The following is a 17,677-nucleotide window of genomic DNA, read 5'->3' on the forward strand; positions in this document are numbered from 1 at the left end:
CACCCGAACACACCGGCTCACCGGCCACTGTCGGTTCACCGTGGTAGGCGTTACCCATCTGCACGCCCACACCATAAAGCCGACCACTGACAACCCAGACGTATCGCCGCGCCCGACACAGCGTGTCGCTGCTACACGCCCACCTCGTCCTTTGTGACCAAGTTCCGACCCAAACTGTTCACCGATCCCATGCTCACCTTCGCCGAAACCACCATGCGCGCCGTGTGCGCCGAGCACCATGTCGAGTTGGTCGAGTTCAACGGCGAGGCCGACCACGTGCACCTGCTGCTCGCCTATCCGCCCACGCCGGCGATCTCCACACTGGTGCAACGCCGCAAAGGCCGAACGGCTTACACCGTTCGGCGGGAATTCACCGGCGCATGCGTGCGCGCCCGCATGCGCAGCCACCTGTGGTCGCCGTCTTACTTCGCCGTCTCCTGCGGAGGCGCACCCTTATCGATCATCAAGCAATACATCGACGGACAGGCTCGACCTCTACGAGCGCCGGGCTGCGCCCGGCAACAAACGGGATGGACTCACCCCGCCATAAACGGCGGGGCTTGCGCCCAAGATGACGGTCAACGCCGTGCGGCGCAGGGCTTACCGCCCAGGTAGCAGCCGTGTTTGCGAACCCGGAGTACGGGTACGCCGTGACGCATGGCCGAGCACACGCGGGTGGTTCGCCGACTGCTTGATGCCGCCGGCACCACCTTCGCCGCCGAGGGGGATGTGGTGCGGGCATCGCTCGACGATGACCTGCTCCAGCAGGTAACGAGCAGATAGGAGTGATCGTGGCTGACTCGCAAACCTTCGTCATCATTGGTGGCGGGCTGGGCGGAGCCAAGGCAGCGGAAGCGTTGCGAGAGAAAGGTTTCGACGGACAAGTTGTGCTGCTCGAGGACGAGGAGTACCTCCCCTACGAGCGACCGCCGCTGTCGAAGGACTTTCTCGCCGGTACGAAATCGCTCAAGGATTTCACCGTGCATGATTGGCAGTGGTACCGCAACAACAAGATCGATCTGCGCACCAGTACCGAGGCCTTGTCGATCGATCCGACCGCTCACACGGTCACGCTTTCGGATGACACCAGCCTGCACTACGACAAACTGTTGTTGGCTACCGGATCTCGCTCGCGATGGCTGTCGATTCCGGGCGCGGACTCCACCGGAGTGCACTACCTACGCCACTACGACGACGCGTCGAACCTGGACACCAGTCTCAAAGAGGGGTCATCGCTGGCGGTGATCGGCGCGGGGTGGATCGGGCTGGAAGTCGCTGCCAGCGCCCGCCAGCGCGGCGTCGACGTCACCGTCGTCGAGACCGCCAAGGTGCCGTTGAGTGGCGCAGTCGGCGAGGAAGTCGGCACGGTGTTCGCCCAACTGCATCGCGACCACGGCGTGGACCTGCGATTGGAGACCGAGGTCACCGAAATCACTACTGAGGACGGCAAAGCCACCGGCCTGAAGCTGGGTGACGGATCGACCATCCTCGCCGATCGCGTGCTGATCGCCGTCGGGGCCCAGCCCAACATCGAATTGGCCGAACGAGCAGGTCTTCCGACCGAGGGCGGCGGGGTGCTGGTCGACGCATCGCTGCGTTCCGGCAACCCCGACATCTACGCGGTCGGCGACATTGCTGCCGCCGAACACCCACTGTTCGAAGAACGAGTCCGCACCGAACACTGGGCGAACGCGCTCAACCAGCCCGAAGTTGCGGTGGCCGGCATGCTCGGCGAGCCCGGTGAATATCAAGAGCTGCCTTACTTTTTCACCGACCAATACGACCTGGGCATGGAATATGCCGGCCACGCGCCGAACTGCCAGAGGGTGGTGTTCCGCGGTGACAAGGCCGCCCGGGAATTCGTCGCGTTCTGGCTCGACAACGACAACCGGGTGCTGGCCGGGATGCAGGTCAACGTCTGGAATGCCCTCGATGACATCAAGAGCTTGATTCGCGAAAAGGCCCCGGTGGATCCACACAAACTGGCCGACCCGGACGTGCCGCTGCCCGACGCGGTCAGCTGACCGCGATGACGTCGGGCAGACGTGATCCCTGAAACCGCTCCCGCTCCGCGCGACGACGCTTGATGCGCAGCCGGGCATCGGAAGGCACGGTGACGGTCTCGTCGCAGGTGAGATAGAAGATCTCGCCCGCAACGTCGATCACTTCAGCGAAGACGAGACGAGAACCAAGCTCGCGCAATGTCATTCGTAGTTCGTGAGTGAACCGGATGGTGGTGTCGAAGGCCATTTCCCGGGAGGCGCGGGCGCTGGCGACCAGCCGTTGGGGCAGCGTCGCATCGGACTGGGCCGGCGGCATCCGCTGCGGTAGCTCGGTGGCGGCTCGCCCGGCCGCGGCCAGCAGAATCGCCGGATCGTCATCGATCATCAGGTTGGCCAGTTCGACCTCGCCCGGACCGCGGTGCCCGATCTGGCCGACCGCCGCAGCGAAAGCCGACCCGGCTGACGGCGACCGTGCCCTGATGCCGTCGAGATCGCCGTCGATTGCCAGTGCACACAGCCGCACATCGTCGCGGATCAGTGCGGCCAGCGAGGCCGTCTTGGCGGTGACGGCATCGCTTTCCAGCAATGCACCCAGACCGGCGACGGCGACGTGGACGCCACGGCGCTGCACCGTGGCTGCGGTGACGCCGCTGTCGATCAACCACAAACCGGTCAGCGCCCAACCGTGATGGATCCGGTCTCGCAGCAGGCGGACCCGGGACTGGAGTTGGGCAATTGGAAGCGAATTCAGTTGCGCCGCAGGCAGATGTTCCGCGGTTGCGGCCGCGACGTAGGTCTGGGTATCCGTCTTCAGATGCCGCAACTGCGCGAGGACGCGCTTGACCACCACGGCTTTTGCCGCGGCAGAGCCGAGCCGCCCGCTCCGCGGCGGACGGCCTCGCGGAAACAGCTCAACCGATTTGCCGCCCAGCGACTCGCGGATGACTTCGTCAACGTCCCAGCCGGGCAGCTGCTCCGCCGCGATGAGGCTGGCCGAAACGCCGACGTAGGGGCGGTGACCGAATACCGCGATTGCCCGGCTTCCCCATTCGGTGGCAACGATCTCGCCGCACGCCAGCACCGGGCTGATCATCCGCATGGCGGTGCGTAAGCCGGCCAGCTGGACATCGAGCGTCATCGGAGACAGCGGCCCGGGCAGGGTTTCGGCCAGCGGGGCCGCGCTGAAGACCGGAAAGCGCGGGTCGATCCGATCGTCGAATTCGCCTTCCTGCTCGTCCGGCGAGGCCGACCGCAGCAGCGCCCCATCCCACGGTTCGATCGGCAGAGCAACCTCGACCGGTAGGGGCAGGTATCCGGGGACGTCCGTACCGCCGGTGACGCTGAGCTTACGGCCGGCCAGCCCACGCCCGGTATCGGCGATGGCATCGGTTGTATACCAGCCGAATTCGAACCGCCACACCTCGTTCAGTGCTGCGATGTCGAGGGCGGGTGTCAGCTCGGTCCAGCAGGGCAAGCGCGCCAGCCGCGGGCGTTGCCCGGCGGACCGCACCATGCTGCTCGCGGCTGCCAGGTCGATAGCGTCCGGACTGGCCAGGTCGACCACTCCGGTGCGATTGGTCGCCACGGCGAGCACCAGGAAGCGAAGCAGGTCGTCGAAATGCAGTACCCGCACTGGGGCGCCCGCTGACTTGCTGTGCACCAGGCTGCCGACCGTACGACTGATCATCCAGTCCAGCTGGCGACCCACCAGCGGCGCGATGCGCACCACCAAGCTCGGCGCCCACCCGCTGGTCACCAGCGTTTCGGCCGGCCCGCAGAGGGTCGGGTCCCCGGCCGCAGCAGACACATAGATCAATCGGGCGCCTGAACGCGCCGATGCGTGCGCCACCCGGACCAGGCCGTCGATCCCTGCGCTGCCGGGCGCCTCTGGCTCGATCGGTGCCAGGTGTAGCACCACATCGGCCGCATTGGCCAGTTCCTGCAGAATCGGATCTGCGAGTGGGCCCCGGACAAATTCGACGTCGGGATGCAGGTTCTCGTGTGGCCGGGTCGCGATGCCTGTCACCGGGTGGCCCACGGCAACCAATTGCCGGGCCACCGCGCGCCCGAGTACGCCGGTGACGCCGGTCAGCAGAATCCGCACGGCCGAGCACCTCCACGGCGTTTAGTTGAACAATAAACAATAGTCGCGCAGGACGGTTACGGGTAGCTGTCAGCTGACGCCGTTAGCTCATTGCAATGTGGCCGAGCCGTCGCCGGCGACCTTGACTTTGGCGCCGCCGATGTCTTCGTGCACGGTCGCCGCAGCCGCGGCCGGGTCCGAGATCAACGCCAGCGTGCGCCGTTCGTCCGGAGTGCGAACCGCGAGGAATGCCTTCTCAGGCTGACCTTCCCGATCGAACGGTGTCGTCCATGCCTCGATGGTGCCCACGCCTTCCCATTCCACCGCAACGGCGCGAGTAGGTTCCCGGTCGACCACGGATTGCACGTCCTCCCAACGGAACTCGGTCTTCGGTGGCTCGGTGCCGTAGACGCCGAAGCTATGCTTGGTCAGGTAACCGCCGTTTGCGGTGACCAGCCCGTGCCGGCCGGGGTTGTCGGTCAGCAGTTGGGCCATCGTCGCGATGGAGTGTGCGACGTAGTTGTTCCACGGACCCCCGGCGAACGTCAGCCCACCCGTGACGGTCAACGGCCGGGCCGGGTCGTCGATCGGCAGCCCGAGCTCGTGCGCGGCGATCTGGACAGCGGATGGGAAGCATGAGTAGAGATCGACGTAGTCCATCTCGTCGATGCCGAAGCCGGCCAACTCCAGGGCTCGCGCGCCGCCGATCCTGATGGCCGGCGAGCGGTGCAGTTCGGCACGCTCGCTGATCGAGTAGGTGTCATGCGCGTCGGTGCCCGCGTACGGGTACACCCATCGCTCGGTGGGGATGCCCAGGCGGGTGGCAGCCTCGACGGACATCAAGAGCAACGCGGCGCCCTGGTCAACCATGTTGTTGGAGTTCATCAATTTCGGGTAGGGCCAGCTGATCATCCGGTTCGTCGGCCCTGGCTGTGAAATCTCTTCGGCCGTAACCGGTTCGCGGATCCAGGCGTGCGGATTGTGCACCGCGACCTCGTTGAAACGTCCCCACAGTTCGCCGATGCGGCGACGGTGATCGTCCACCGACTCCCCCGTGCTGACGCGCAGGGCCTGCTCGAACATCGGATAGATGTACGCCGGTCGGTCCAGTTTGATGCGGATCTCGGACTCCCCGGCCATCGGCACGTTCTCGTCGCTGCCTGCGGGCTGCGGAATCGAGTCGTCCTGCGCCGTACAGGCCAGCCGTTTGCCGTCGGCGCGTAACTGCGTGCGGGTCCGCCACATCTCCGCGCCGGCCACCAAGACCACCTCGGCCCGGCCCTGCTGGATGTCCACGCATGCCCGGCTGACCAGTGTCTGCGGGACGTTGCCGCCGATGCCGCTGTAGCGGGTGGTGAAGTGGCGGGCGCCGATGCGCTCGCCGAGCAACAGTGCGGGGTCGCGGTAGTACACCGACAGCAGGTTGACCACCCGGATCGAGTCGACGGCCGCGAGCACCCGCGCGTCGGCTGCCTCGCGCGCCGCCGCGACCATCAGGTCGACCGGTTCGAGGGTGTTGTGCTGTGCGGGCTCGCGGTGGTTCACCTGGCCGTAGGCGACCAGCACCGGCGTTCTGGGGTGGACGGGCATCAGGCGCGACCTTCCGTGGTGTCGGCGGGCGCGAACAGCGCCCCGTCATGGATCAGTTGCTCGGTTTCCTCGCTGCTCATGTCCAGGATCTTCAGACATATCTCGCGGGTGTCCTGCCCGGGCATGGGCGCTGGCCGCTGCGGCGCCGGCGGGATGTGCCTAAACGGCGCCGGCCCGGTCTCGGCCGGCAGGGGGTGGTCGAACAGCGGATGAGTCATGTCGCTGAACAACTTTCGCTCGCGCAGTTGCGGGTCTTCCAGGATGTCGGGTGGGCGATTCATCTGCCCGGCCGGGACGCCGGCCGACTGTAGAGCCTCGGCGACCTGTCTCGGGCTGCGCTCGCGGGTCCACGCCGACACCAGCTCGACCAACTCGTTCCGGTGTGCCAGTCTCGCCTCCCCGGTCGCCAAGCGTGTATCGCCGGCTAGCTCGGGCAAACCGAAAACGTCACTGGCCGAACGCCAGTCGGCGTCGGTGCGGATCGAGATCACACACCACTCGTCGTCGCCCGCGCACGGAAAGACCTCGTGGACGCTAGTGTCGTCGTTCAGTTCAGCGCCATGGTCGGCGCGTGCCGCGTCAGTGACGTAGCGGACGTCGAGCTGGTTGACCACAGCTTCGGCTTGCGAGACATGCACGCGCGCGCCGATCCCGGTCCGGTCGCGATGGATCAACGCGGCGAGCGCGCCGAGCGCCGTGATCCGCCCGACCACGTGATCGGGGAAAACCGTCGTCGCGTCGTAGAATCGGTGCCGGGCAACGGATTCGTCCGGTTGCGGACGCGGGTCGGTCCAGAGGCTGCTGACGCCAGCGGTGGCGCGCACCAGCGGGCCATACCCCAGCCGGTTGCTCCACGGTCCGCGGTCGCCGAACGCGCTGCTCTCGGCCAGTACCACCCGCCGGTTCAACGAGTGCAACGTGTCGTACGGAAAGCCCAGAGCAGCAAGCGTTCCCGGTTTGAAGTTGGCGAAAACCGCGTCGGCGTCGGCGGCCAAGCGGCTGAACACCCGCTTGCCGGCGGCACTGCGCAGGTCCACGCCGAACGCCAGGTTGTTGCGATGTGTCCAGGCGAACGACTCGCTCATCGGTTCGCCGATCCGGGCCTGGCGCAACCCGTCCGGGTAGGCCGCACTTTCGACCTTGATGACCTCGGCGCCCAGATCGCCGAACAGCCGGCTGAGTTCACCGCCGGCGACGATGATGCCCAGGTCGATGATGCGCAGCCCGTCGAACGGACGCGGACCCGACTTCGCGGGTGCCGTGATCGTCGCCGGTGGCGCGGCCCAGCCGGCGTCGCGGGCCCCGACCGGTGGCGCGGGTTCGCGGAACCCGATGTGCTCACCGTTGACCGAGTAGTAGCCGGTCGGGATGGTGCTGCGCACACCGGGAACGAGTTCGGCGTCGGCCACCGCATCGACCGCCTGGAAATGCCCGGACGCCAGAATCTGCGCGGGGTCCAGCACGGCGGATATCGCGACACCGTGCGACTGTCCCTTGGCGACAAGCGCTTTCATCGTCTGGTCGGCGAACAGTTGCGCAACCAGGAGCCCGATCTGCGGCCACGCCTTGAACCGCGCCGCGATGACGTCGTACTTGGGGTCCTGAAATTCCTCGGGCTCCCCCAGCCACCGGCGCAACCCGTGCCACTGTCGCGGCGACATCACGCACAGCCGGACGTAGCCGTCCTGGCAGGCGTAGATCGGGTAGGCGTCCTGGTTTTTCGGGCGTCCGCGCCATCGATCCGGATGCCGGACGCCCGCGGCGGCCTGCCCGTGCGCCCCGAACGCCGGGTCGAGCGCCATCACTACCGCCTCGTAGCGCGAGAAGTCGATGTAATCGCCTGTGCCGCAACGTAACCGGTTATAGTAGGCAACCAGAGCAGACCATCCGGCCTGGACGGCGGCGGTGGCCGAGGCGATACCGTCCGGTGGTGAGACCGGAGTGCCGGTGGTGGGCCCAGACCGGGCCAACGCGCCCGACAGGGCGTAGAGCACCGGGTCGGTGGCCTGCCACGACGCCTGCGGCCCAGTTCTGCCGAAATCGGTGACCGACAGCGTCACCAGGTGTGGGAAGCGGTCGGCCATCGCCTCGCATGAGGTCCCATACGCGGCGGCCTGGCCGGGCATCCCGCTGTCGACGACGATGTCGGCGCCGGCGGCCAGTTCGATCAGCCGCTCGCGGTCGTCCGGGTCGGACGGGTCGAGCACAGTGCTGCGCTTGTTCGCATTGTGCAGGGCGAAGCGCACGCCGGTGCCGCGCAGCGACGGCCGACTGGTGCGCGACGGGCTGCCGCCGGGCGGCTCCACCTTCAGCACGTCGGCGCCCAGGTCAGCGAGCAGTCTGGTGACCGCGTCGCCGTCGTCGTCACACAGGTCGAGCACCCGCAGCGACGTGAGCAGGTCGTCAGGCATCAGGCCAGCGTAGTTGGCAGGTGTCAACTACCGGTCGCCTACCTCGCTGCCGTCGGTAGCCTGATGAGCTGGCTGGCTACGAGAGCGCCGCGGCGGAACCGCATCCACTGCTCGTCCAGCTCTCGGCGCTGCACCACTTCCGCATCCAGGTCGATATCGCCGTCGTCGTGGTGGTGCTGGCGTTGACCAGCAGCAACGTCGGCTTCACCCGGCTGTTCGGGGGCGGCGTCCTCGGGATGCTGGCCGGGGTGCTGATGGCGGTGGTCGCGACCGCAGCAGCCGGACTCGTGTTCAGCTGGCTGCGGCGACGCAGTGGCAGCCTGCTGGCGCCGATCGCGCTGCACTGGTCGCTCAACGGGCTGCGGGCGCTGGCCGCCGCGCTGGTCTGGCAGCTGTGCAGCTGACCTAAACTTAAACGAGCAGGACCGCCGCCCCGGCGACGCGGCCTGCGCTGAGATCCGACAACGCGCGATCCGCCTGGCTCAGTGGATATTCCGGTGTAGTCACGGTGACGTGGTGCTCGGCGACGAAGCCTAGGAACGCCCGCGCGTCGGCCCGGGTGTTCGAGGTCACCGAGCGAATCTGACGCTCCTGGAACAGGTGACGCGGGTAGTTCAGGGGCGGGATGTCGCTGAGGTGAATTCCCGCGATCGCCAGGGTGCCGCCACGGTCGAGCGCCTCCAACGCCGGTAGCACCAGATCGCCGACGGGCGCGAACAGGATTGCGGCGTCAAGCTTTACCGGTGGCGGATCGGCGGCACCTTGCGCCGACGCGGCGCCCAGACCGCGGGCCAACTCCTGGGCCGCGGCGCCCCGCGTCATCACATGCACCTCGGCGCCCTGCGCCAGCGCGACCTGCGCGGTGATGTGCGCGCTGCCGCCGAACCCGTACAACCCCAACCGGCCGCCGGGCGGCAGCGCCGCGCGCTGCAGCGACCGGTAGCCGATGATCCCGGCGCACAGCAGCGGCGCCAGTTCGCTGTCGCTGTACCCCTTCGGCAGATGGTGCGCGAAAGCCGCAGGGACTGTCGTGAATTCGGCGTATCCGCCGTCGGCGTCCCATCCTGTGTAGCGAGAATTCGGGCACAGATTCTCGTCGCCGCGTCGGCAGTAGCGGCACGCCCCGCAGGTGTGCCGCAGCCAGGCGATCCCGACGCGGTCGCCAACGCGAAACTCGCCTCCGGCGTCCTCGCCGACGTCGACCACATCGCCGACCACTTCGTGTCCGGGTGTGACGCGATCCCGATGCACCGGCAGGTCGCCCTCGGTGACGTGCAGGTCGGTACGGCACACCCCGCACGCACGCACCGCGACAAGAAGCTCGGCCGGCCCGGGTTGCGGAACCGCTGCGCTGACGTACTCAAGCGGCCGGGTGTTGACCGGGCCGGGGCGAGCAACCCGCCATGCGTACATGGTGGTGGGGATCGGGTTGGAGCTCAAACTGTTTGACGGCCTGTCAGGTGCGTGATTTGACCGCTTTGTAGATGAACACCAGCAGCACGGCGCCGACCAGCGCACCGAGGAATGAGTGGTTGATCGGCGGAGTGACGGTGAATTGGTGCGGCGGGAACACCACGCTGCCCAGCGTTCCACCGACATAGCCACCCACGATCCCGAGCAGAGCGGTTGCGATCAGGCCCAGTGGCTGACGGCCCGGAACGATCAGTCGTGCAACGAGGCCGACGATGAGGCCGAGGATAAGCATCCAGATGATGTGCAAGATCACGACCAGCTCCTTCGCGTATTGATTTGTGTCAGCCCACTGCAGGACCGTATTTGGAGAACCCGTTCAGCGTAGCCAGTCGATTGCTCGACGGGCCCTTTTTTCGGGACGGAACGGTATCGGTGTCAGGTCGACAACGCGCCGGGCGTCGGCGTCGCGCCGTTTCCCCCGGCCGGCTGACCGGGCGTCGGCGCTGCGGGCGGAGGAGCTGCCGGCACCGGTGCGCCGGGGGCGGGAGCCGGGGCTGGTGCATCCGGAGCCGGCGCGGGAGGTGGCGGGGCGCCCGGAACGGGTGCTGGAGCCGGCGCGCCCGGCGCAGGTGCCGGGGCCAGCGGTCGGATCGACTCGGCCAACGCTTTCGCCCCGGCCTTGTCGACCGGGTCGTTGCTGGTGCCCAGCCACACCACGAACCAACGCTGGGTCGGCGCGCCCGCCGGCTCTGGCGGACTGACTACTCCGGCCCAGATCTGGCCGTTCGGCTTGGTGGCGTCGCTGAACTTGACCTCGTAATACGACGCTCCACCTGCCGCGCCGTTGGCGCCCATCGGAATCGTCTCCTGATTCAAACGGGTGCCTGGGTAGGGCATGAAGAACTCGCCCATGTCGGATGCCAGCCGCGCCGCGGCCTTGGAGTCATCGGCTTCCGCGCTGGCATACAGCTTCTGGTCCAGCCTGCCGAGCACAATCCGAGTGTCGTTGGCGACCGGTGGCGGCTGACCGGGGCTGGGCGCTCCGGAAATCTTGCTGAGCAGCGCCGATCCGTAGTCCAGGTGGGTCGCATCGGACTCCACCCACCCGGCGGGAAGGACGTAGCTGAAGCCGCCGACCGGGTTGTCGATCCGCCCGGCATTCGGGTCGACCGGGGGCGGGGCCGGAACATTGGGGTCGGTCGCGGGCGGCGCGCCAACCGGGGCGGCGGGCGGCGGTGCCACGGCGGGACCGCCGGGGCCCGGTGCCGCATCGGGGGCGGCCGGAGGGGCCGGCGCGGGCGCGCCCGGGGCGGGGGCCGGGGCCGGGGCCGCGGGGCTGGGGGGCGGCGGTGGCACCGGATCGGCGCCGGCTGCCGCGGGCCACCCGAACGTGATTGCTCCCGCACCGCCGATTGCCGCGATAACGCGCGTCAGCCTGCGGTTTTTGGGCCGTGTCGAATAGCGGTCCAGCTGGTCCATGAGCCAAAAATCTACCGTGTCATACCCGTGCCGCACGGGTGAATTGCAGGCGTTTCGGCCGATTTTTCGTGAACGGCGCACCCGGAGGCGTCCGGATACCCGCAGCTCCCCGCTTTTGCCGGCGGCCGAGGTGACAATTCGCTAACGGCAGCGCGGTCGGGCGCGTCACAACCGTCGCGATGTACCAGCTCACGGACTGACGAAGCCGGCCTGGGTCAGCACGCGCTGGCCCGTCGCGCCGATCACCAGGTCGACGAACTTCTGCGCCAACGCCGACTGAGACCCTTGTGCGAGTACCACGATCGGATAGATGTTGACCGCGTCTGCCGACTCCGGGAACCGTAGGGAGTCGACCAAGGCGCCGGCCTGGTGCGCTTCGTTGAGGTAGACCAGTCCTGCGTCTGCTTGCCCGCCGGTGACTTTCGCCAGCACACCGGCCCCGATCGACTCCTCACTCGCGGGATTGAAGTGCACGCCGACGTCGTCCTCGATGCGTTGCGCCGCCGACCCGCAGGGCGCCGACGCCTGACACGTCGCGACACGCAGGTCAGGCCTGGCGAGATCGGCGAAACTCCGGACCTGCTTCGGATTGCCCGGGGCGGTGACGATCACCAACGTGCTGGACGCGAAGTTCACCGGTTCGCCGCTCGTCAGGCCTGCCTTGATCACCGTGTCCATCTCGGCGGTGTCTGCCGAGGCGTAAACGTCGGCGCTGGCGCCCTGGGTCAACTTGTTCGCCAGTTCCGCGGACGTGGCGAAATCGAACTCCACTGTGGCGTCGGGATTGTCGGTAGTGAACTTGCCGGCAAGCAACGTGAAGGCGGGTTTGAGTGGGAGGGCGGCGAACACCATGATCGAGCTGGCCGGTACCTGACCCGACGGTGCAGAACCCGTCGTCGCCGCCGGCTGTCCGCTGCATCCGCTCAGCGGCGTCGCCAGCGCCAACGCCAACGCCAGCAATCCAGCCATCCCGGCCGTGCGCGCGCCGCCGAGTCGAGATGTCACGATGCTCAGCGTTGTCCAAACGGTGATCACGCCGTGCCGGATTCGGAGTTTCATATCTAGCTACCGTCCAGTAACATAAGGAAACGGTAATGCCATACACGCCCTGAAATCCCAGGGACCGGCGTTTCGGTGTGCCACCATCGAAGCGACGGAGAATCGTAGCCCGAGGTGTAGGCCGCGGTGCTCCTGACGGGTCGGCACCTGGATTCGACGGTGAATACGAGGAGGTCATGGCGGTGGAGGTACTTGTCACCGGAGGCGACACCGAACTAGGTCGCGTCGTTGCTGAAGAGTTCCACAACAACGGTCACACGGTCACGCTGCTCGGCGCCCGTCGAGACGACCTCGAGGTAGCCGCCAAGGAAATCGAAGCGGACGCCATCGTCTGCGACAACACCGATCCCGCCGCACTGGCGGAGGTCCGCCACCTGTTCCCGCACCACTTGGACACCATCGTCAACGTTCCGGCGCCGCGCCGGGACGCCGGCGACCCGCGGGCGTACTCGCTGTCCGACCTGGCATCCGCGTGGCGCACCACAATGGACGACACCGTTCTGTCCGCAGTGCTCACCCTCGAGACGGTAGGTGACCACCTGCGATCCGGCGGAACGATCATCAGCGTGATGCCGCAAAATCCTCGTCCGGGTAGCGCCGAGGCTGCGATCAAAGCCGCGCTTTCCAGTTGGGTGGCCGGCCAGGCGACGATTTTCGGCACCCGCGGTATCACCGTGAACGCGGTCGCGGCCGGACGCCGCGCGAACCCCGGCTACGAAGGCCTGTCCCGCACAGCGCCGTCGGTCGCCGCCGAGGTCGCGCGGATGTCGCTATTCCTGACCAGCGGCGCCGCCCGCCACATCACCGGCCAGACGCTGCATGTCAGCCACGGCGCACTGACGCAATTCGCTTAACGCGTAATTCGCGTCCGCGACGGTCGCCGCCGTACGCCGGTCACTAGGGTGGGCACCACTGGCAACACGTACCGGAATCCCACGTTGCTGGCCAAGGTCATCACCACCCTGGACGATCCCTCTGGCGGCTCGGCACTTCGACCACCTCAACGTCAGCGTCGTCCGGGAGCGCTGCGAAGAGATCGGCCGCGACCCCGCGACACTCGAGACCAGCATGCTGGTCACCGTGCTGCTCGATGACAACGTGAAGCCGGACCAGATCCCCGACGAGATGGACGGACGCCTGCTGGCCGGAAGCGCCGACTTCATCGCCGAGCAGGTTCAGGCCAGGGTGTTGGACGCCTGAATCGACGGCGTGATCATCAACATGCCGTTCTACAAGCCCGGTAAGATGTCAGAGGTCGGTGACGCGCTGCGCCCGCTGGTCGGTCTGTAGATCTCGCAGCGAGGTCCGTCACGTGTGGTCGCGCGGGTGTGGGCGATCACACGCCGGTCACGTCGATAGTTGCAGGTGCGGACGGCTATCGTGGTGACGAATCCACATGCCGCTGAGGAGCAACCACGTTATGAACGTCCAGTCCGAAGACACTGCACCCGATCGTCGACACCGGGTGGTCGTCATCGGATCTGGATTCGGCGGGCTGAATGCCGTCAAGAAGCTCAAGAGGGCCGACGTCGACATCAAATTGATCGCCCGCACCACCCACCACTTGTTCCAGCCGATGCTCTACCAAGTGGCCACCGGGATCGTGGCCGAAGGGGCGATCGCTCCCCCGACCCGGATGATCCTGCGGGGCCAGCACAACGCCCAGGTTCTGCTCGGCGACGTCACGCACATCGACCTGAAGGGTAAGTTCGTCGTCTCGGATTTGCTCGGCCACAGCTACGAAACCCCGTTCGACAGCTTGATCATCGCGGCCGGGGCGGGTCAGTCGTACTTTGGTAACGACCATTTCGCCGAGTACGCACCCGGTATGAAGTCCATCGACGACGCCCTGGAATTACGCGGTCGCATCATGAGCGCGTTCGAGGCCGCCGAGCGGTCCAACGATCCCGAACGGCGCAAGAAACTCCTGACGTTCACCGTGGTGGGCGCGGGACCGACCGGCGTCGAAATGGCCGGTCAGATCGCCGAACTCGCGGACTTCACCCTCAAAGGCGCCTACCGCCATATCGATTCGACGAAAGCGCGGGTCATCCTGCTCGACGCCGCCCCCGCTGTGCTGCCGCCGATGGGCGAGAAGCTCGGCAAGAAGGCCGCCGCTCGGCTGGAGAAGATGGGTGTCGAGATCCAGCTCGGGGCAATGGTCACCGATGTCGACCGCGACGGCATCACGGTCAAGGACTCCGACGGAACCACCCGCCGCATCGAGTCGGCCTGCAAGGTGTGGTCGGCCGGCGTCGCCGCCAGCCCGCTGGGCCGCGACTTGGCCCGGCAGTCGGGCGTCGAACTCGACCGCGCCGGCCGGGTCAAAGTGTTGCCTGACTTGTCGATTCCCGGCAATCCCAACGTGTTCGTCGTCGGGGACATGGCAGCCGTCGACGGCGTGCCCGGGGTTGCGCAGGGCGCGATCCAGGGCGGCAAGTACGCGGCCGGCTTGATCAAGGCAGAGTTGGCCGGCGCCGACCCGGCCCACCGCGAGCCGTTCCAATACTTCGACAAGGGGTCGATGGCCGCGGTGTCGCGGTACTACGCGGTGGTGAAAATGGGGCCGCTCGAGTTCGGTGGCATCATCGGCTGGTTTGCCTGGTTGCTGCTGCACCTGGTCTATCTGATCGGGTTCAAGAACAAGATCACCACGGTGCTGTCGTGGATCGTGACTTTCTTGAGTGGTCGGCGCGGGCAGCTGACGATCACCGAGCAGCAGGCGTTCGCCCGAACCCGACTCGAGCAGTTGGCGGTGTTGGCTGCCGAGGCGCACGAGGGCGAGACGGCGAAGGCCGCGAGTTAACTCTCGGCCTCGAGGTTCTGCAGCCGCACCTGACCGCGGGCGACCAGTCGCTCGTCGGAGTCGACGATGGTGACCTGCCACAGTTGCTGACGTCGACCGCGGTGGATCGGAACGGCGGTCCCGTAAATCATTCCGCTACCGATCGCGCGCAGAAAGTCGGTGTTGTTGTTGACGCCGACGACCGATCCCCCGCCGCCTTGGGTGGCCATCCAGGTGTAGGCGGCAACGCTGGCCAGACTCTCCACCATCGCGCAGTAGACGCCGCCGTGCACGATGCCCATGGGTTGCAACAACTTTGGTTGCACCTCGAGCCGGGCTTCGGTGCGGTCCGGGCTGATCTGGGTGAACACCAACCCTAATTCGTGATCGAACGGCGCTTCTGGCAATGGCTGCACGTGGATGTGTCTACACGCCATGTGTCGACAACGGTGGACGGGGTACAACGAGGCCGGGCATGGTGATCCGGATACCCTTAGGGTGAGATCGGCGAGGATACTTCGGCATCAGCAAGAGGGGGGGCGAAATGGCGACGGCAACAACCGAGCAGGTACGGCTACCACCGGGTCCGCGGATACCGAAGGCCGGTCAGGCCGTCGCGTTTGCGTTGAGGAACCATGCGATGTTCGCCTCGGCGGCGCGACGCTACAAGAGCGGCGTGATCAGTGTGAATCTGCCCGGCGCCGGACATGCGGTGGTCATCACCGACCCGCTCCTGGTCAAAGATCTGTTCAACACCAGTACTGATCTCATCGAACGCCCGACCTTCGGGTCCGGAACGTTGGGCGACGCCTTCGGGCCGGGGTCGACGTTCAGCCTCGCCGGCAACGAACTCCTCGCACGACGCAAGATGGTCGTCCCGATGTTTCACGGCAGGCGTTTGCGGAGCTACGAGCACATCATCGAAGAAGAGGTGATGCGCGAGATCGCGACCTGGCCGGAGGGCCGCGAGTTTCAAGTGCTGCCACCGATGACGAGGATTGCTCTCGGCTCGATCTTGCGTGCCACGTTCGGCGTCGAGGGAATCGGTCTGGACGAGTTTCACGATCTGGTCCCAACGATTGTCACGCTAATCGGCCTGGGTCTGCTGGTGCCGCAAGCCCTCCGGCGTGACCTGGGTCGGTGGACTCCGTGGGGACGGTATCTGCGATATCGGCGCCGTTTTGACGCTGCCGTCGAATCACTCATCGTGGATGCGCGTGTCGACCCGGCCCTGGAAGAGCGCAGTGACGTGCTTGCGTTGCTGGTTCAGGCCCGCTACGAAAATGGTGAGCCGATCACCGATCAGCACATCTCGGATGAATTGCTGACCTTGTTGGCCTCCGGTCACGAGACCACCGCCTCCTCGCTGGCCTGGGCGGTGGAGCGGTTGATCCGCCATCCGGAATTATTGGCGCGGCTGGCCGAGGAAGTCGACGCCGGCGGATCCGAATTGCGGCAGGCGACAATCTGGGAAGTGCAACGCACCCGGCCGGTTCTGGACGCCTCCCTACGCCGCACAAAGACGCGAGTCCGGTTGGGCGACTGGGTTATTCCGGAAAACACCAACTTGATATCCAGTATCCGACTGGCGCAGGAGTCAGAAGAGAATTTTCCGGATCCGACGTCCTTTAATCCGGACCGATTCATCGGCACGGGTCCCAAGCCGGCAGCGTGGATTCCGTTTGGCGGCGGCGTCAACCGATGCGTCGGCGCAGGGTTCGCCAATATGGAGATGGACGTCGCCCTGCGCACGCTCCTGCGCGAAATACGTTTCGCCCCAACCGATGCGCCGGACGAACGACGACGATGGCGCGGTGTGGCGACCGTGCCGGCGCGTGGTGCCCGGGCGGTGGTTCACCGGCGATCGGCTGGAGCGTCGAGCGAGGCTGTTTTTTCGCCTGAGGCCGACCACAGCAGCGCATAGGTGCCTGGCATACTGACCGCTGTGACAGGCACTCTCCGGCAGTATGTGAAGCCCATCGGCAGTTACTCATGGTTTAAAAACACCATGAACAAGTACTGGTACCCCTTCATTACTCGCCGTTGGCAAAACGACGATGTGGTGTTTCTCAACTGGGGCTACGAAGAGGACCCGCCGATGGGTCTGCCACTTGACCCGTCCGACCAACCCAACCGTTACTGCATCCAGCTCTACCATCGCACGGCGACACAGGCAGACCTCAGCGGCAAGCAGGTCCTTGAGCCCAGCTGCGGCCATGGCGGAGGAGCCGCCTACCTAGTTCGGACGTTGCACCCCGCCTCATACACGGGTTTGGATTTCAACCCGGACGGCATCGAATTCGCCAAGAGACGGCACGACCTGCCAGGGCTCGAGTTCGTGCACGGTGACGCCCAGGACATGCCGTTCCCCGACGGATCCTTCGACGCGGTGGTCAATGTCGAAGCATCGCACGCCTACCCGCACTTTGATCGCTTCCTCCCGGAAGTGGCGCGGGTGCTCCGGCCGGGAGGACATTTCCTCTACGCCGATTTCCGCGGGTTCCTCGAATACGACGCGTGGGACGCAGCACTGGCCGCTTCGCCGATGCGGATGGTGTCGAAGCGGGAGATCAACTCTGAGGTTCTACGAGGGCTGGATAACAACTCGCAGCGGTATCTGGACCTGGTTGGTCGGCATGTACCCGCCTTTCTGCAGTCCTTCGGCCGCCTGTTCGCCGGTGCGCCTGGCACGTTGATGTACAAGGAATTGCAGCGCGGGCGGTTGTCGTACCGGATGTATCACTTCATCAAAGACTGAAGCGCGACAACGCGTCCGCGGACACCGAGAGACCGGGGTTCGCTGCAGCCCTCAGCACACCGTCACGGTCATCTATCGCTCGATGTCACAAGGATA

The 17,677-nt window shown here is 66.3% G+C and carries 14 protein-coding genes and 3 pseudogenes; 9 read left to right on the top strand and 8 right to left on the bottom strand.

Annotated elements, in window-relative coordinates:
* Positions 1-86 precede the first annotated feature (86 nt).
* From tnpA to ABDV69_RS04735, 3 genes and pseudogenes are all read left to right on the top strand, one after another.
* Positions 87-615, top strand: a pseudogene (tnpA, locus tag ABDV69_RS04725) (IS200/IS605 family transposase).
* 42 nt (positions 616-657) lie between these two features.
* A complete protein-coding gene (locus ABDV69_RS04730; RefSeq protein WP_343572178.1) occupies positions 658-783 on the top strand; it encodes a hypothetical protein in 126 nt (41 codons plus the stop codon).
* Positions 784-791: 8 nt separating this feature from the next.
* The gene (locus ABDV69_RS04735) at positions 792-2,024 is read left to right on the top strand and encodes an FAD-dependent oxidoreductase (RefSeq protein ID WP_343572179.1); all 1,233 of its coding nucleotides are present in this window, start codon (positions 792-794) and stop codon (positions 2,022-2,024) included.
* On the opposite strand, the gene ABDV69_RS04740 is transcribed toward ABDV69_RS04735, so the two are convergent.
* The 3 genes from ABDV69_RS04740 to ABDV69_RS04750 form a co-directional block, all read right to left on the bottom strand.
* Positions 2,017-4,107, bottom strand: coding sequence for an NAD-dependent epimerase/dehydratase family protein (locus tag ABDV69_RS04740; protein ID WP_343572180.1), 2,091 nt, complete (start codon positions 4,105-4,107; stop codon positions 2,017-2,019). The genes ABDV69_RS04735 and ABDV69_RS04740 overlap by 8 nt on opposite strands.
* Positions 4,108-4,194: 87 nt before the next feature.
* Positions 4,195-5,676, bottom strand: a complete 1,482-nt coding sequence (locus ABDV69_RS04745) for an acetyl-CoA acetyltransferase (protein WP_343572181.1) — start codon at positions 5,674-5,676, stop codon at positions 4,195-4,197.
* On the bottom strand, positions 5,676-8,087 hold the full coding sequence (locus ABDV69_RS04750; RefSeq protein WP_343572182.1) for a CoA transferase: 2,412 nt from the start codon (positions 8,085-8,087) through the stop codon (positions 5,676-5,678). The genes ABDV69_RS04745 and ABDV69_RS04750 overlap by 1 nt, the downstream gene beginning before the upstream one ends.
* A gap of 182 nt (positions 8,088-8,269) precedes the next feature.
* On the opposite strand from ABDV69_RS04750, the pseudogene ABDV69_RS04755 reads away from it, so the two are divergent.
* Positions 8,270-8,491: pseudogene (locus ABDV69_RS04755) on the top strand (CPBP family glutamic-type intramembrane protease); the annotation flags it as partial.
* 7 nt (positions 8,492-8,498) lie between these two features.
* On the opposite strand, the gene ABDV69_RS04760 reads toward ABDV69_RS04755, so the two are convergent.
* The 4 genes from ABDV69_RS04760 to modA all read right to left on the bottom strand — a co-directional run bounded on the left by ABDV69_RS04760 (position 8,499) and on the right by modA (position 12,038).
* Positions 8,499-9,500, bottom strand: coding sequence for a zinc-binding alcohol dehydrogenase family protein (locus ABDV69_RS04760; protein ID WP_343572252.1), 1,002 nt, complete (start codon positions 9,498-9,500; stop codon positions 8,499-8,501).
* Between the two features lie 43 nt (positions 9,501-9,543).
* The gene (locus ABDV69_RS04765; RefSeq protein ID WP_343572183.1) at positions 9,544-9,813 is read right to left on the bottom strand and encodes a GlsB/YeaQ/YmgE family stress response membrane protein; all 270 of its coding nucleotides are present in this window, start codon (positions 9,811-9,813) and stop codon (positions 9,544-9,546) included.
* Positions 9,814-9,935: 122 nt separating this feature from the next.
* Positions 9,936-10,979: an APA family fibronectin-binding glycoprotein gene (locus tag ABDV69_RS04770; RefSeq protein WP_343572184.1), complete on the bottom strand. Its 1,044-nt coding sequence runs from the start codon at positions 10,977-10,979 to the stop codon at positions 9,936-9,938.
* Positions 10,980-11,168: 189 nt separating this feature from the next.
* Entirely contained in the window at positions 11,169-12,038 is an 870-nt protein-coding gene (modA, locus tag ABDV69_RS04775; protein ID WP_343572185.1) for a molybdate ABC transporter substrate-binding protein, read from the bottom strand.
* A 176-nt stretch (positions 12,039-12,214) separates the two neighbouring features.
* Between modA and ABDV69_RS04780 the strand changes: the two genes are divergently transcribed.
* The 3 genes and pseudogenes from ABDV69_RS04780 to ABDV69_RS04790 all read left to right on the top strand — a co-directional run bounded on the left by ABDV69_RS04780 (position 12,215) and on the right by ABDV69_RS04790 (position 14,844).
* Positions 12,215-12,892, top strand: coding sequence for an SDR family oxidoreductase (locus tag ABDV69_RS04780; RefSeq protein ID WP_343572186.1), 678 nt, complete (start codon positions 12,215-12,217; stop codon positions 12,890-12,892).
* A 112-nt stretch (positions 12,893-13,004) separates the two neighbouring features.
* Positions 13,005-13,328, top strand: a pseudogene (locus tag ABDV69_RS04785) (LLM class F420-dependent oxidoreductase); the annotation flags it as partial.
* A gap of 130 nt (positions 13,329-13,458) precedes the next feature.
* Positions 13,459-14,844: an NAD(P)/FAD-dependent oxidoreductase gene (locus tag ABDV69_RS04790; protein WP_343572187.1), complete on the top strand. Its 1,386-nt coding sequence runs from the start codon at positions 13,459-13,461 to the stop codon at positions 14,842-14,844.
* Here the strand turns inward: ABDV69_RS04790 and ABDV69_RS04795 are convergent.
* The gene (locus ABDV69_RS04795) at positions 14,841-15,239 is read right to left on the bottom strand and encodes a PaaI family thioesterase (protein WP_343572188.1); all 399 of its coding nucleotides are present in this window, start codon (positions 15,237-15,239) and stop codon (positions 14,841-14,843) included. The two genes, ABDV69_RS04790 and ABDV69_RS04795, sit on opposite strands and share 4 nt — an antisense overlap.
* A gap of 128 nt (positions 15,240-15,367) precedes the next feature.
* Here ABDV69_RS04795 and ABDV69_RS04800 point away from each other — a divergent pair, with 128 nt between their 5' ends.
* Positions 15,368-16,747 carry a cytochrome P450 gene (locus tag ABDV69_RS04800; RefSeq protein ID WP_343572189.1) on the top strand — a complete coding sequence of 460 codons (1,380 nt, stop codon included), beginning with the start codon at positions 15,368-15,370 and terminating at the stop codon, positions 16,745-16,747.
* 84 nt (positions 16,748-16,831) lie between these two features.
* Entirely contained in the window at positions 16,832-17,581 is a 750-nt protein-coding gene (locus ABDV69_RS04805; protein ID WP_343572190.1) for a phthiotriol/phenolphthiotriol dimycocerosates methyltransferase, read from the top strand.
* Positions 17,582-17,677 lie beyond the last annotated feature (96 nt).

Source organism: Mycobacterium sp. (genome assembly GCF_039583785.1).
Classification (GTDB): domain Bacteria; phylum Actinomycetota; class Actinomycetes; order Mycobacteriales; family Mycobacteriaceae; genus Mycobacterium.